This window comes from Cobetia sp. 1CM21F (assembly GCF_023161745.1).
GTDB classification, from domain to species: domain Bacteria; phylum Pseudomonadota; class Gammaproteobacteria; order Pseudomonadales; family Halomonadaceae; genus Cobetia; species Cobetia amphilecti.
In genome coordinates this window covers 374,568-387,981 of the sequence record NZ_JALNTQ010000002.1, presented here as the reverse complement: position 1 = coordinate 387,981, position 13,414 = coordinate 374,568, and the positions used below count along the sequence as shown (strand labels likewise).

The following is a 13,414-nucleotide window of genomic DNA, read 5'->3' as shown; positions in this document are numbered from 1 at the left end:
CTCAGTTCACCTCTTGAAGATCACGTGCCCGCTGTGGCGTCGAAGCCTCACCGAGGGGCGGCAGGCCCAGCACCTGACGCAGGCGCGGGTGGAGGGCCAGTGACTCGAGCTCAAGGCGCTCGCCCGCAGTGATTGACGGGCTGTGCAGAATGGCGAAGCGCTGGTCCGACGTGGCGCCGGGGCCGAAACCGTGCGTGGAGACATAGCCGGGCGCTGCAATCAGCTCTGCGTGATGGGCATGCTTGCAGGCGGGTTCGAAGCTCATGCCCGGCGGCGCCTGATAGAGCTGGATATGCTTCACATCCGGGGGCAGGAAGTCGGCCGCCGCGAGCGGCGTGACGCCGAACTCGGCCAGGCGCGCGGCCTGCTCGCGTTGGCGTTCGTCATCATCACAGGCCACCAGCAACAGGCCACCATCACATTGCAGCGCGACACCCGGTAGAAGGCGGTCTGCCACCAGCGCCCGCTGGACCGGGGCATGACCATGATCGCTGAAGACACACAGGTGATAGGCCTCGCGCTTGTTGATGGCTTCAAGGCCGGCCAGCAGGCTGCCGAGCTGGGCATCGACCATCATCAGGGCCCCATCGACCAGGGCGTCATCATTGCCATGCACATGCAGGCAGTAATCGGGGGTGTTGAGTTCGAGCAACACCAGCTCTGGCGTTTCGCGCTCGATCAGCGACAGTGCCTCGTTGAGCAGTTGCTGGTCATTGCTCATCGCGCGCATCAGGGCGTCATTGCGGGCGTCCCAGTGATTCAGACGCGGCGCGGTCATGCCCTTGGCGCGCAGGTCGCCGTCCTCCCACCAGGGCGACAGATACCAGTCACAGCTCTCGGGGCGGGCCAGCCCGAAGCCGAGGCTGGCCACCCGCAGTCCTGCCGCGCGCGCGGCCTCGAGCAGGGTCTCGCCACGCAGGTCCTCGACCGCTGCTGGACGAAAATGCCCTGCAGTGGCGCTGGCGTCTGAGGCGTGACTGTCGCGATCCGTCTCAGTCCCTGTAGCAGACGCAAACTCCGTCTCCGTCTCAGCACCGGGGCAATGGATGCCGTTGGAATAGATACCGTTTGAGTAGATGCCGTGCACCTGAGCCGGTTGCCCGGTCAGGATGCCCGCTCGCGCGGGCATCGAATTGGCATTGGTATCGGCACCCAGGCGCTCGATCAGCAGGCCGTCTCTGGCCAGGGCATCGAGATGCGGCAGGCGCGCCCGCGTTTCGGCGAAGCGCTGACTGCTGATGCCGTCCATCAGAATCAGGATCAGGCCAGGGCGGGACATCAGCTCTCTCCCTGCTTGTCGACCTGGTGCCAGCGAATCGCGAAGTGCTCGACCGCCGGGATATGCACCTCACGCTTCATGACGCGGTTGTTGTTGAGGTGGAAGGGAATCAGCGTCGCGCCGGTCTCGGTCAGCAGCGCCTGGGCCTGGTGATAGAGCTCGGTGCGAGCTTCGTCATCCAGGGTGGCGCGCGCCTTGGCGAGCAGGGCATCGAATTCGGGATTCTTGTAGGCCGACTCGTTCCAGTTGGCCTCGCTCTGGAAGATCTCGTTGAGCACCTGGTCGGTCGGGCGCTGGCCCCAGGCCGCGGTGAAGGCCGGCTTCTTCATCCAGGCGGTGTTCCAGTAATCCGCCGCGGGCACGTTGTGCACATTGACGGTGATGCCGGCCTCGGCTGCCTGACGCTGGTAGAGCTCCGTCATCGGGCGGAAGTAGTTGTCGACGCCGCTGGTGTAGACGTCGATCTCCAGCCCATCGGCATACCCCGCGTCGCTCAACAGGCTGCGAGCGGTGTCGAGGTCCTGCGGGCATTGCTGCGCCAGCTTGTACTGATCGCCATTCCAGACCGGATTGTCACAGGTAATGGTGGCGCCGCCCTTGCCGAACAGCAGGTTGACCATCTCTTCACGGTCGACCACCAGACGCAGCGCGCGGCGCACGCGCACATCCTGGAAGACCTCGTCGTCGGCGCGGAACACCATGCCACGCCAGTCGCCGGTGGCGATGGAGTCGTAGTGGTAGGCCGGGTTGCTGGAGAACAGGCGCAGCTGCTGGGCGTTGACGCCATTCCAGCCCGACCAGTCAATCTGGCCGGCCAGCAATGCCTGGGTGCGGGCGTTGTCATCGGGAATGCCGATCAGGTCCATGCCATCCAGCTTCGGTGCGCCTTCCCAGTAGTCAGCGAAGGCTTCGAAGGTGGTGGTGCCCTGCGGATCGAATTCGACCAGCTTGAAGGGGCCGGTGCCGATGCCCTGCAGTGAGGTGTCGTCATCAAAGCCGACCGGCACGATCTTGGCGCGGTAATCCATCAGCAGAATCGGCAGGTCAGCATGGGACTGGCTGAGACGGAACACGATCTGGCCGGCTTCATTGACGCTGACGTCCTCGATGACTGACAGCGCGGCACGTGCCGGGGCATCGCGCTCGGGGTCGAGCAGACGCGTGAAGCTGTAGATGACGTCATCCGCGCTCAGCGCCTTGCCGTTGTGGAAGCTGACCCCGTCACGCAGCGTGAAGGTCCACTCATCGGCAGCGGGATTGGCCTGCCACTCGGAGGCCAGGTCCGACACCGGCTCGCCCTTGCTGCCCTGACGGACCAGGCGGCTGTAGATCAGCTGGTTGGCCGAGTAGAAGCGCGTCGGGGAGATGGGGTCCAGCGACTCCTTGCCACTGAACTCGACCCAATGCGGGGTGCGCAGTGTCTCGGCATGGGCCAGCTGGGGGACGGCCAGTTGGGCGAAGGCGGCAAGGCCGATGGCGGCGATCAAGGGCTTCTTCATGTCAGGCTCCAGGCAAGGGCAACGGTCAGGGGCGGTCGTCAGGTACGGTCATCAGTGACAGCAAGCAGGTTCCGCAAGACCGGGTCAGGCCGACAGGCAGGCCGTTGGATGGCTCGTGGCGCAGCCCGTCGGGACGGTCGAACTGCGTCAACGCTGTCGTCTTGAGGCGTCATCTTTGGCGCAGATGATGACGTTTCCGTGACAGATGCCGGCCGTTGGCCGTAACAAAAACTGCGACTGTGCCTTAGAAATTCTGAGGCTCGCGTCTTCCTGCCCGTGCTAGCGGGGCTGGGAGGGCATCTCGCTGGTGACAGGATTGGCCTGAGAGGTGTGCATGGTGCTGCGCAACCAGGCACAGAAATCGTTGACCGCCGGGGCATGGCGGCGTTCTGGAGATACCAGCAGGTACTGGCTGCTGGTACTGGGCATGCGCAAGGCGTGGGCCAGTTGCAGGCGTCCGTTCTTGATCAGGTCCATCACGAAGGACTGGCGGACGAGCAGGAAGCCGTGCCCCTCGAGCGCCGCGGCAATCGCCAGACTGGCATTGCCGAACTTGAGGCCGGCCGGCGGGATGTGGCCGCGAAACTTCTGCAGGCGGAACCAGTCCAGCCAGCTTTCGCGGTAGCCGATGCACTCGATTCTGGGCGCGCGGGCCAGCTCGTCGAGTGGACTCGCGGGCGAGGCATTGGGGGCGAGGGAGTGATGCAGGAAGGTGGGGCTGGCCACGACGACCCACTGCTCATCGGCCAGTTTCTCGTACTCGCGCCCGCACCAGCCGCCGTAGCCATTGATGATCTCGATATCGACGTCGGGCTGCTCGTCCGGGAGTACCTGGTTGTGCGGCAGCACCGTGACCTGGATGTTCGGATGCAGGCGCTGGAAGTCCTTGAGCCTGGGGATCAGCCAGTATTCGACGAAGCTGTGATTGGAGCGCAGTGTCAGGCTCTGTTGCTCATCGTGCTGGAAGAGGGTGGCGGTACCGCGCTTGAGGGTCTCGAACACGCCACTGACCAGCGGCAGATAGGCATGCGCCTCGTCGGTCAGCTCGATACGATTGCCGCGGCGCACGAACAGGCTGACCGCGAGGAAGTCTTCCAGCTGCTTGACGCGCTGACTGACGGCGCCCTGGGTAATGCACAGTTCGGCGGCGGCGCGGGTCAGGCTGCCGAGGCGTGCGGTGGCCTCGAAGGCGGTCAGGGCATTGAAGGGGGGCAGGCGCTGAGCGAGGCGCTGGGAAGGGTGATAGGCAGGACGCGACATGCAGAACTCCAGCTTGACTGAGCCAGTCGCCGCATCGGCGGCTGGTGCTGAAGCCATGACTGCAGATCCTGCCGCGGCACGCGGCCGGGCGCTCATTCTTGCAGCCGTGCATGACGATGACGTGACAGTCTGCGCGCATAAAAACTAAGGCTCGCCGCCAGAAAGTCTCGCTATGGTCACGGGTCTGCGTTCACTAGCATGGCGGGCATCCACTGGCGGATCGCTCGTTTGACATGAGCGCCAGCCACACCCGTTCGTCATGCCGTGCCTTGCGGCTTGTGATCGCACTCGACAGACAGGAAGACTCTGCATGCCTCGCCTCGCGTTTGACGCCGAACAGCTTCACCTGACTCTGGATGATGGCCAGACCCTTGCCCAGCATGTGCTGTGGCTGCAAGACCATGACCCCGCCCGTCGCCATGCCAATGGCCAGCGTCTGGACAGTGTGCTCGACCTCGACTGGGACGCCGCCATCAGCGAGGCGGCGCTTGAGGAGGGCGACGTCCTGCGAGTGACACTGAGCAATGCACGCGAGATTCGCTACGGCGTCGATGAGCTGGCCGCCTTGAGCACCGGCTTCCCCGATGAGCGCAGCAGCGCGCACAAGACGCTCTGGCAGGGCAGCGAGTTCTCGGTCGCCCGGGTCGAGTGGGCCGATGTCGTCGCCGGGGGAGAGGCACGTCGCAAGGCACTGGCCTGGGTCCGTGATACCGGGGTGGTGTGCCTGCGTGGCGTGCCTGTCGAGCCGGGCAAGGTGCTCGAGGTGATCGAGCAGTTCGGGTATGTGCGCGAAACCAATTACGGCAAGCTGTTCGATGTCCGCACCGAGGTCTCGCCGAGCAATCTCGCCTTCAGCAATCTCGGGCTCGGGGCGCATACCGACAATCCCTATCGTGATCCGGCGCCGAGCATCCAGCTGCTGCATTGCCTGAGCAACGAGGTGGAAGGCGGCCAGACCCTGCTGGTGGATGGCTTCGCCGCCGCCGAGCGCCTGCGCGAGCTGGCGCCCGAGAGTTTCGCGCTGCTGACGCGCACGCGGGTGCCGTTCCGCTTCCATGACGCGGACCATGCCGATCTCAGAAGCTGGGTGCCGTTCATCGAGACCGACCACAAGGGCAACATCCGCCAGGTGCGTTACAACAACCGCTCCATCGCCTCGCTGCCGCTGCCGCTTGAGGCGCAACGCGCCTTCTATCGTGCCTATCACGACTGGGCGCGCGTGATCGGTCAGCCGGAGCAGGCCACGCGCCTGCGCCTTGCCCCGGGGGACTGCCTGCTGTTCGACAACAGTCGCGTGATGCATGCCCGTACCGCCTTCGTGGCCGGTGGCAATCGTCATCTGCAGGGCGCCTACGCCGATCTCGACAGCCTGTATTCCACCCTCAATCTGCTGGAGAACGCCCGATGATCACGCAGCCTGCCAACGCCGAGGGCATCGTCGGCCTGATCGAGGACATCTTCGCCCTGCACGGTGCGGACTCCTATCTGGGCGAGGAGGTGACCATGGCCGAGCACATGCTGCAGGCGGCGCATCTGGCCGAGCAGCAGGGGGAATCCGAGTCGGTGATTCTGGCCGCCTTGCTGCATGACGTAGGGCATTACGCCAATGCGCTGCCGCCGGAGGTCTTGATGAACGGCCAGGACAATCGTCATCAGGTCAGCGGTGCCGACTGGCTGGCGCGCTTCTTCCCGGCCGAGATTGTCGAGCCGGTACGCCAGCACGTGGCGGCCAAGCGTTATCTGGTCGCGGTGGAGCCGAGCTATCGCGCCTGTCTGTCACAGGCCTCGCTGGATAGCCTGGCCCTGCAGGGCGGGGCGATGGAGCCGCACGAGGCCGCGGCCTTTGCCCAGCTGCCCCAGCTTGCGGCCATTCTCAAGGTGCGGCGCCTGGATGATGCCGCCAAGGTGGCCGGCATGCAGACGCCGGGCTTCGCTCACTACAAGCCGATGCTCCAGCGCTGGGTGCTGGCGGCGGGATGACGGGCTTTCCGGTGCCTCAGCCCTGTTGGACATCCCAATAGGGCGGGCTGCCGAAGTATTCGGAGAAGTAGTCCAGGAAGGCGCGCACCTTGGGGGCCAGCTGGCGGTTGCTGGGATAGACCGCCCAGATGCCGGTCTCGCTGATCAAGGGCGTCTCGGGCAGCACCTCTACCAGGCTGCCTTCGGCCAGGTGGCGGTAAATGCTCCATGTCGAGGACAGGGTGATGCCCAGGCCAGCAGCGCAGGCGTCACGAACGGCTTCGCCATTGTCGGTGCGGATACGCCCCTTGACCCGAATCGGCTCGACGCCGTTCTCGCACTGAAAGCACCACTGGTCCATGCCGATCAGGGTCAGGCATTCGTGTTCGTGCAGCATCGAGGGGTGCGTCGGCGTGCCATGGCGCGCGAGATAGTCCGGCGAGGCGCACAGAATGCGCTTGTCCGGTGCCAGGCGCCGCGCGATCAGGCTGGAATCCTTGAGGGCGGAGTTGCGGATGGCGATATCAAAGCCGCCCTCGACCAGATCGACGATGGTGTCGGTCAGGCGCAGGTCCAGTTCCAGATCAGGGCAGCGCTCGAGAAAACCGGCCAGGCCCGGCACCAGGTGCATGCGCCCGAAGGAGGCGGATGCGGTGATGCGCAAGGTGCCGCTGGGGGAGGTCGTGCCGATGCCGACGGCAGCCCGCGCGGCCTCGGCGCTGATCAGTACCTCCTCTGCATGGGGGAGAAAGGCACGGCCTTCTTCGCTCAGTGCCACATGACGCGTGGTGCGATGCAGCAGGCGCACCCCCAGACTGTCCTCGAGCTTGCGCAGGTGAGAGCTGGCGACGGCGGGCGACAGCCCCAGATCCTCGCCGGCCTGACTGATGCTGTTCACGGCGGCCAGACGGACGAACAGCTTCAGGTGCTCAAGATTCATGCGGGTGTCCTCATTTGCGTCGACGTGCGTGGCTCCCGATGGCGAGAGGCACGCCAGCAACGGCTTGGCGCAACGTTCGTGACGTCCACTACGCCCAATACGTCCACTACGCCCAATACATCCAATACTTTCAATAAAACCAATAAACTGATTGTAGTTTATCGCCGTTTATCATTCAGGCCCATGACAATTATGCTGGCTCCACATCCACGCAGGAGACAGACTCATGAAAGCGATGCTCGTCAAATCATTCGGTGGTCCCGAGGTGTTCGAAGCGGCGGAAATCGCCAAGCCCCAAGCGGCGGCAGGTCAGGTACTGGTGCGCATCGCCGCCACCAGCATCAACACCGTCGACACCATGATTCGCGAGATGGGCCCTGAGCTGCCGCTGTCTCCGGCACTGCCGGCGCTGCTGGGCATGGACTTCGCCGGTACCGTCGAAGCCGTGGGCGAGGGCGTCGAAGGCTACGCCATCGGGGATGAAGTCTATGGTTGTGCTGGTGGCCTGGCCGACCTTCCGGGCACCCTGGCCGAGTATATCGCCGCCGATGTCCGCCTGATCGCCCACAAGCCGAAGTCCCTGAGCATGGTGGAAGCCGCGGCGCTGCCGCTGGTCGGCATCACGGCCTATGAAGGCCTCAAGCGCGCCAACATTGAAGCCGGTCAGAAGGTGCTGGTTCACGGTGGTGCGGGCGGCGTGGGTCACATCGCCATCCAGCTGGCCCGTCACTTCGGTGCTGACGTCGCCTCTACCGTCGGCCGTGATGAGCACGAGGCGCTGGTCGAAGGGCTGGGTGCCAGTGCCATCAATTACCGCAATGAGCAGGTCGCCGACTATGTGGCCAAGCACACCGACGGCAAGGGCTTCGACATCGTGTTCGACTCCGTCGGCGGTGCCAACCTGCCGACCTCCTTCGAGGCTGCCGCGCTCAATGGCCATGTCTCGACGACCGTGTCCTTCATGGAAATCGATCTGTCCACCGCGCACTTCAAGGGCCTGTCACTGCACGTCGTCTTCATGCTGATCCCGATGCTGCATGACTTCCGTCGTCAGCAGCACCACGAGATTCTCGCCGACATGGCGCGTATCGCCGATGCCGGCGCGCTCAAGCCGATCATCGATGATCAGGTCTTCCCGCTTGAGGAAGTGGGCCAGGCCCACGCCCGTCTGGGCAGCGGCAAGGCAACCGGCAAGGTCATCGTCGAGGTCTGATGCCGAGACCTGCTGCTGAGGTCTGATGCCGAGGTCTGTTAGCGAGACCCGCCAGCCATCCAGGCGGCAGCATTTTGACACTGCGCTGGCACAGATGAACGACAGGGTGTGGCCATACGGCACACCCTGTCGTTCGCGTCTCAAGCGTCGTGTGACATTTCAAGGAGAGAGCGCATGAAAACCATCCTCATCACCGGTTCTACCGATGGCATCGGCCTGGTCACGGCCAAGGCTCTGCTGGAGCGCGGCCATCGCGTGCTGATCCACGGGCGCAGCGAGCAGAAGGTCAATGGCGTCGTCGCCGAACTTGCGGCGCTGGCAGGGGCTGAGCGTGTCGCCGGTTTCGTGGCCGACCTGTCCGACCTGGCCGCCATCGATTCACTGGCAAGCGAAGTGCTGGCGGCCAACGCCAGTCTGGATGTCCTGATCAACAATGCCGGTGTCTTCCAGGCCCCCAGCGTCGTGACGGCTGACGGTCTCGACCTGCGCTTCGTGGTCAATACCCTTGCCCCTTATCTGCTCACCCAGAAACTGGCTTCGGCACTGCGTCCGGTCGGGCGGGTCGTCAACCTGTCCTCGGCGGCTCAATCCTCCGTGGACCTGAAGGCCCTGACCGGAGAGGTCGCGTTCAACGACCACTACGCGGCCTATGCCCAGAGCAAGCTCGCGATCACCATGTGGACCCGCATGCTTGCCCAGGACTGGGAAGGCCAGGGGCCGATCCTGATCGCGGTCAACCCGGGCTCTCTGCTGGCCAGCAAGATGGTCAAGGAAGGCTTCGGCGTGCCGGGCAAGGACCTGGGCATCGGTGCCGATATCCTGGTGCGTGCGGCACTGGATGAGGAATTCGCCGGCGCCAATGGTCAGTACTTCGACAACGACGCCCAGCGATTCGCACCGCCGCACGCCGACGCACTCGATGATGCGCTGTGCCGTGAAGTGGTCGCGACGATGGAGAAGACGCTCGGCTCTCTGGCTGGCTGAAGCGCGCCGGGAACCGCTGTCACGCTGCAATATGACGCCCCGCTCATGCTGATGACCTCTCAGCGTGGGCGGGGCGTCGTCGTATGCAAGGGCATGCAACGGCTGGCGGATGGATAGCGCAGGCTAGCCTCAGAGGCGATCGATCGCGGCGCTGACCTGCCGGGCACCGGCCAGGATCTCGGCGATGACCGCCTGGGTCTGATCGACGCTCTGCTGGCCGGCTTCACTGTGGATGACGACGGTGTTCATGCGCTCGCCCGCCTGGCGGATCAAGGCCGTGTTGTCGCGCAATACCTTGCTGATCTGCTCGGCGGATTGCGTAGTGGCCTGTGACAGACGCCGAACCTCGTGGGCCACCACCGCAAAGCCTCTGCCATGATCCCCCGCGCGGGCGGCTTCGACCGCCGCGTTCAAGGCCAGCAGGTTGGTCTGCTGCGCAATGTGGGAAATGCTTTCGGCCATCTGGTTGATGCTTCTCACATGATGATTGAGCGCCTCGATGACCTGCCGCGCCGTCGCGACTTCCGTGCCGGCACGGGCGACATCCTCCACGGCGGCCGCCAGTTGTGTCAGCCCGTCAGCGGCGATGGTCTCCGTCTGCTGGGCGCTGGTGCGCGCGGCAGTGACGGCGTCTCGCGTGGCCTGATGCTGCTGCATCTCGGCGGTGATATCGCTGGCGAACTTGATGACGCGCACCACCTTGCCGCGGGCATCGAGCACCGGGTTGTAGGTCGCTTCCAGCCAGATCGGGCTGCCATTGGCCGTGACGCGCGCAAAACGCCCCTGTTTGAAGCTGTTGTTGGCCAACTCGCGCCAGAAGTCGGGGTTTTCCTCATAGAAGCTGTCAGCGCAGAAGCGACGATGATGCTGCCCGATGACGTCATGGGCCTGATACCCCATCACCTTGAGGAAGTTGTCGTTGGTCTTGAGTACGGTGCCATCCGGCGCGAATTCGATCACTGCCATCGAGGTGTTGAGCGCGGTGAGAATGGCGTCCTGACTGCTGGCGCTCTCGTGACGCTCACTGACATCGCGGGCAATCTTGATGATGTAGCGCACACGTCCGCGGCGAGTCATGACCGGCAGGTAGGTCGCCTCCAACCACAAGGTCGCGCCTCTGGCATCGCGTCGCTCGAAGGTGCCACCGCGTGAATGGCCGGCGGCCAGCTGTTGCCAGAAGTGTTGATAGTCAGGGGCCTGATGAACCTCGCTCGAGCAGAACATGCGGTGATGCTGCCCCACGACCTGATCACGGCGATAGCCCGTCGCTGACAGAAAGGCGTCGCTTGCGCCAAGAATGCTGCCATCCGGGCGAAAGAAGATGCAGGCAGTGTGGTCTTCCAGCGCACGGCGCAGGGCCTGGGCACGATCGAGCAGCATGGGAGAGTTCCTGGCAAGAGAGGGGAGGCATCAATCCGTCATCGACTGCGGACATCCTTGATGCGATTGTGCTGAAGTAATGTTTATTTACTGTTGAGTCCTCTATCGACACTGCTGCGTCGATCTTTAGTATCAAATTCCTGATGATGTGGGTATCAGGGTTCTCATCAATACGCTTGCCCCGCACGATTGCTCGGGCGGAGCGGCTGTAATGAGGGGGGCGGCTGTAATGAGGCGGCGGCAATGAGACGGATGCGATGAGGCAGAGCGTGGTCAGAAGAGATAGCGGGAAGGAATGGTTGGAAGGAATGACGGAGAGGGATGACCGGTAGAGATAATCGAGAGGAATGGTCGAGTGCGAGGGGCAAGAGAGAAGGACGATTGAGGAGAGCGATTGAGGAAAGCGAGGGAAGCCACCTGATGCAAAGGTAACGCTTGCCTGAGAGTCACGTCGCCGCGGTATCGCCCCCCCCCTTCACGAAACCGTGTGCTTGACGGCCTGGGAAGCGTGGGTGCCACTTTCGAGATAGAACCATTCGAGAAAGAGGTTGAGTGCTTCATCGTCGCGCTTGTCTTCACGATAGGCGAGGTAGTGACGAGTCTCTTCAAGCACGACATTCTGGGCAACGGGTTTGACCAATCGCCCCTTTTCGACCAGCGGCCCGACAAGGTGATGCCAGCCCAAAGCGATTCCCTGGTCGTCCAGTACCATTTGCACCAGCATGTTGTAGTCGTTGGAATTGAAATACTGCTGGCTATCAATGGCGCGATCTTCAATATCGATATTGTGAATGGATAACCAGACACTCCAATCGACATGCTCAGCGACCTGAGAGCGCCCGTAAGGGCTCAGGTTCAGCAGTTTTCCATCGCGCAACCCGTGTAGCGATTGAATCTCAGGATGGGCTTCAAGATAGCTCGGCGTACATACGGGATAAATCACATCATGAAACAAGGGGGTGGAGAGATAACCCTCTCTTATTTTCGACAACTTGGTAATGAAGATATCGGGGTAGACGCCTGGCTCCATGCTGAGGAAGTTCTGCGTCATGACCAGGTTGAGTTCGATATCCGGATGCTGATTGAAGAAATCCGGTAAGCGATGCGATAACCACAGTGCCGAGAATGCCGGCGAGCAGCACAGTGTCAGCGTGCTGCGGTTGGCGGCTGGGTCCTTGCGGATACGTTCTGCTGCCTGCGCAATATTGATGAAGGACAGCTGGGCCGCGTCAAAGAAGATGGACCCTGAATTCGTCAGTTCCACCGATCGGCCAACCCGCCTGAAGAGTGGTGTCCCCAGATAACTCTCGAGCTCCCGTATCTGCCGACTGATGGCCGCCTGCGTCACACACAGCGCTTCTGCCGCGCGCGTGAAATTCTGATAGCGCGCTGCCGCCACGAACGATCTCACCGCCCGCAGGGAGGGCATCTTGAGTAGCATCTGATCAGGGTCGGTGTGCTTTGTCATAACGGGAGGTCATCAGTTGTCCAGAGAAAAAGTCAATATCGCATAGGGACTTGCGCGCCTAGACTCGAGTTCGAAAGGGGAATTGAGCAGGTTCTGTCAGATTACCCGAGTGAGACTGCCGGCGACAATCGAAAGCTGGCAGCCGTGTGGCACCATGCCAGGCGCCCCACAAGGCACGACCAACAACAAGACACTAGCAGGAGACAACCGGTGACTCACAAGGCTCAGACACTCGACTTCGTTCAGCAACGTAAAGCGCGCCATGCACTCCCGAGTGAGCTCTATAGTGACGCTGATGTCTACCGGGATGATCTTGCTCATCTCTGGCACAAGGAGTGGATCTTTGCAGGCCACTCCTTTGAGCTGGAAAAGGCCGGCCAGTATCTGACGCTGCAGGTAGGAGATTATCCGATCGTGGTGGTACGAGGGGCGGATGGCGAGCTGCGCGCTTTCCACAACGCCTGCCGTCACCGTGGCTCCAAGGTCTGCCATCAAGACAGCGGCAAGGCAGCCAAGCTGGTGTGCCCGTATCACAAATGGACGTTCGATCTCGACGGGAAGTTATTGTTCGCCGGCAATATGGGGCCGGACTTCGATACCCGCGATCATGGGCTGTTGCCGGCACATTGCGAGACGGTAGAGAGCTACATCTTTGTCTGTGTCGCTGAAAGTGCTCCCGATTTTGCTCCCTTCCGTGACGCCATGACACCTTTCGTGGCGCCGCATCATCTGTCTGAGTGCCGGGTAGCGCATGAGTCCAATCTGATCGAGAAAGGCAACTGGAAGCTGGTGTTCGAGAACAATCGTGAGTGCTACCACTGTGATGGATCACACCCGGAGCTGTTGAACTCGTTTGTGGAGAACCTCTCGGTGGCAGGCGTCAGGGGTACTGAAGACCCGCAACTGGAGGCGTTCTGGGATAAATGTGAATCCGCCGGCTTGCCAAGTCGTATGGCGATGGATGCCGCCGGACAGTTTCGCATGACACGTATCCCGCTGTCTGCCAATGCCTCCAGCTATACCATGGACGGCAAGCCAGCCTTGTCTTCACGCCTCGATGAAAGCGGTGTGGACAATATTGGCGCGCTGCTTTATTTCCACTACCCCAATACCTGGAATCATTTCCTGGGGGACCATGCACTCAGCTTCCGGATACTCCCGTTGGGCCCCCAGGAAACCCTGGTCACGACCAAGTGGCTGGTGCCCAAGGGGGCACAGGAAGGTATCGACTATGACCTGGAGCATCTGACGCGAGTCTGGCTGGCCACCAATGATCAGGATCGCCAGCTGGTGGAAGGGACCCAGGCCGGTGTTTCATCTCCCGCCTATGAGCCTGGTCCTTATTCAGAGCTGGCCGAGAATGGCGTGTGTCAGTTTGACGATTGGTATTGCGAAACGATGCAGCGCCGGCTCAAGGGCGAATCATGACGCC

The 13,414-nt window shown here is 62.5% G+C and carries 11 protein-coding genes; 5 read left to right on the top strand and 6 right to left on the bottom strand.

The genetic code is table 11. The features are described 5' to 3' along the window. Position 1: 1 nt before the first annotated feature. The 3 genes from MSG32_RS07305 to MSG32_RS07295 all read right to left on the bottom strand — a co-directional run bounded on the left by MSG32_RS07305 (position 2) and on the right by MSG32_RS07295 (position 4,095). On the bottom strand, positions 2-1,279 hold the full coding sequence (locus MSG32_RS07305) for an alkaline phosphatase family protein (RefSeq protein ID WP_248378997.1): 1,278 nt from the start codon (positions 1,277-1,279) through the stop codon (positions 2-4). Then, on the bottom strand, positions 1,279-2,778 hold the full coding sequence (locus MSG32_RS07300) for an ABC transporter substrate-binding protein (protein WP_248378996.1): 1,500 nt from the start codon (positions 2,776-2,778) through the stop codon (positions 1,279-1,281). Before MSG32_RS07300 ends, MSG32_RS07305 begins: the two co-directional genes overlap by 1 nt. Positions 2,779-3,057: 279 nt before the next feature. After that, on the bottom strand, positions 3,058-4,095 hold the full coding sequence (locus tag MSG32_RS07295) for a LysR substrate-binding domain-containing protein (RefSeq protein ID WP_052384372.1): 1,038 nt from the start codon (positions 4,093-4,095) through the stop codon (positions 3,058-3,060). Positions 4,096-4,348: 253 nt separating this feature from the next. Between MSG32_RS07295 and MSG32_RS07290 the strand changes: the two genes are divergently transcribed. Both MSG32_RS07290 and MSG32_RS07285 read left to right on the top strand, forming a co-directional pair. Next, complete coding sequence (locus tag MSG32_RS07290; RefSeq protein ID WP_248378995.1) at positions 4,349-5,446, top strand: TauD/TfdA family dioxygenase; 1,098 nt, start codon at positions 4,349-4,351, stop codon at positions 5,444-5,446. Next, positions 5,443-6,018 carry an HD domain-containing protein gene (locus tag MSG32_RS07285; protein WP_248378994.1) on the top strand — a complete coding sequence of 192 codons (576 nt, stop codon included), beginning with the start codon at positions 5,443-5,445 and terminating at the stop codon, positions 6,016-6,018. Before MSG32_RS07290 ends, MSG32_RS07285 begins: the two co-directional genes overlap by 4 nt. A gap of 16 nt (positions 6,019-6,034) precedes the next feature. On the opposite strand, the gene MSG32_RS07280 is transcribed toward MSG32_RS07285, so the two are convergent. Then, positions 6,035-6,937, bottom strand: a complete 903-nt coding sequence (locus MSG32_RS07280) for a LysR family transcriptional regulator (protein ID WP_043332286.1) — start codon at positions 6,935-6,937, stop codon at positions 6,035-6,037. A gap of 226 nt (positions 6,938-7,163) precedes the next feature. On the opposite strand from MSG32_RS07280, the gene MSG32_RS07275 reads away from it, so the two are divergent. Together MSG32_RS07275 and MSG32_RS07270 are read left to right on the top strand one after the other, a co-directional pair. Next, positions 7,164-8,150: a zinc-dependent alcohol dehydrogenase family protein gene (locus MSG32_RS07275; protein WP_248378993.1), complete on the top strand. Its 987-nt coding sequence runs from the start codon at positions 7,164-7,166 to the stop codon at positions 8,148-8,150. Positions 8,151-8,324: 174 nt separating this feature from the next. Continuing rightward, positions 8,325-9,134 carry an SDR family NAD(P)-dependent oxidoreductase gene (locus MSG32_RS07270; protein WP_248378992.1) on the top strand — a complete coding sequence of 270 codons (810 nt, stop codon included), beginning with the start codon at positions 8,325-8,327 and terminating at the stop codon, positions 9,132-9,134. A gap of 129 nt (positions 9,135-9,263) precedes the next feature. Here the strand turns inward: MSG32_RS07270 and MSG32_RS07265 are convergent, their stop codons facing one another. Together MSG32_RS07265 and MSG32_RS07260 are read right to left on the bottom strand one after the other, a co-directional pair. Then, positions 9,264-10,514 carry a PAS domain S-box protein gene (locus MSG32_RS07265; protein WP_248378991.1) on the bottom strand — a complete coding sequence of 417 codons (1,251 nt, stop codon included), beginning with the start codon at positions 10,512-10,514 and terminating at the stop codon, positions 9,264-9,266. A gap of 475 nt (positions 10,515-10,989) precedes the next feature. Then, positions 10,990-11,982 (bottom strand): LysR substrate-binding domain-containing protein, encoded by a 993-nt coding sequence (locus MSG32_RS07260; RefSeq protein WP_248378990.1) that lies wholly within the window; start codon positions 11,980-11,982, stop codon positions 10,990-10,992. Between the two features lie 210 nt (positions 11,983-12,192). On the opposite strand from MSG32_RS07260, the gene MSG32_RS07255 reads away from it, so the two are divergent. Beyond that, positions 12,193-13,410: an aromatic ring-hydroxylating dioxygenase subunit alpha gene (locus MSG32_RS07255; protein ID WP_248378989.1), complete on the top strand. Its 1,218-nt coding sequence runs from the start codon at positions 12,193-12,195 to the stop codon at positions 13,408-13,410. Positions 13,411-13,414 lie beyond the last annotated feature (4 nt).